Origin of the sequence: uncultured Empedobacter sp. (assembly GCF_937930195.1) — a bacterium.
GTDB lineage: Bacteria > Bacteroidota > Bacteroidia > Flavobacteriales > Weeksellaceae > Empedobacter > Empedobacter stercoris.
The window spans coordinates 1-1,752 of record NZ_CALGVK010000093.1; the positions used below are offsets into that span (position 1 = coordinate 1).

The 1,752-nt window shown below is 32.2% G+C and carries 1 protein-coding gene; it reads right to left on the reverse strand.

Annotated features, from left to right (window positions below):
• Positions 1-177: 177 nt before the first annotated feature.
• Positions 178-1,752 (reverse strand): long-chain fatty acid--CoA ligase (locus tag Q0616_RS05970; RefSeq protein ID WP_298775791.1); only part of this gene is annotated, 1,575 nt, incomplete at its 5' end.

The window sequence follows — 1,752 nt, forward strand, 5'->3', positions numbered from 1 at the left end:
AAATAAATATATTGAGCAAGAAAAGAATAAAAGACTACCGAATAATAATCCCCAATTACTTGTTTGTTTTGCGTAAACTTTGACTGAATTCAACTGATTTTGTTTTTACAAAAATATAGAATTTAATCTTAATTAAAGGTTATAATAAAAGAGTCCCAAAAGCGAGACTCTTTTTAATTATCCAAAAATTTCTTGGTATTGTTTTTTATATTTTTCTAAAATAATTTTACGTTTAAATTTTAGCGTTGGAGTTAATTCACCTCCTTCCACAGTCATTTCATTTGGAATAACCGCAATCTTTTTAATTTGCTCCCAATGACCAAAATGATTATTCAGTTGATTGATTTCATCTTCTAATTTCTTTTTGATAAAATCGTTTTTCTGAAATTCATCATGAGGAAGATTTACAATTTCAGGAGCATTTGACTGCGCCCATTTTTTGAGATTTGTATAACTCGGAACTACAAAAGCACCAGGAAACTTCTCTCCTTCTCCAACAACCATCAATTGCTCTATGAATGGCGATTCTACCATTTTCATTTCAATTTGTTGAGGAACTATATATTTACCTCCAGAAGTTTTATACATTTCCTTTTTTCGATCAACTATTTTCAAAAATTTATGTTCTACCCATTCTCCAATATCACCTGTATACAACCATCCTTCTTTAATTTCCTCTGCAGTTTTATCTGGTAAATTATGATATCCCATCATCACAATATCACCTCGAACCAAAATCTCACCATCATCGGCCAATTTTACTTCAACACCTTTCAACGGTGGTCCAACAGTGCCTATCTTTTTTCCTCGACGAAAACAATTCACCGCAATTACTGGCGAAGCTTCTGTCAATCCATAACCTTCATAAATTGGAATTTCGGCTGCTAAAAATACGCGAACAATTCGTTGTTGAATCGCTGCACTTCCAGTAACAATTGCCTTTAATTCTCCACCAAGACCCTCGTACCATTTGTGTAAAACTAATTTTCTTGCAATAGCTAATTTCAAATTATAAATTGCAGAACGTTGATTTTCCTCTAGCACAAATTCTTCAGCGACCTTTACAGCCCAATTAAAAATTTTATGTTTAATTCCAGGTAATTGTGCACCAGTTTGCATAATTTTTTCATAAACTTTTTCAATCACACGAGGAACAGCCGTTATCATATGTGGTTTTATTTCCTTTAAATTATCACCTATTTTATCCATAGATTCAGCAAAATAAATTGAAATCCCCATATAAACATATAAATATTGAATTGTTCGTTCATACGCATGGCAAGCAGGCAAAAACGTCAAAGCACGATCATATGGATCAAGTGGTGTTGAATATTCGCAAGCAATAACATCTGCAAGAATATTTTTGTGCGACAACATCACGCCTTTCGGATTTCCCGTTGTTCCTGATGTATAGATTAAAAAAGCTAAATCTTCGTGCTTTACATTTACTGCACATTTTTCTATTTCATCTTGTTGGATTGTTTTACCTTTTTCAATCAACACATTCCAACTTTCTGTATTTTGAAATTCATCAATCGAGTATAATTGCTCTAATGAAGGTAATTTTATTTTGAGTTGATTGATACGTGTATATAGATCAAGATTACTTGTAAAGCATACTTTTATAGCGGAATCGCTAAAAATATATTCATAATCATTGTCCGAAATATTAGGATAAATTGCTACGACAACAGCTCCGATTTGTTGTATTGCATAATCTATCATATTCCATTCGACACGATTTTCTGAGAT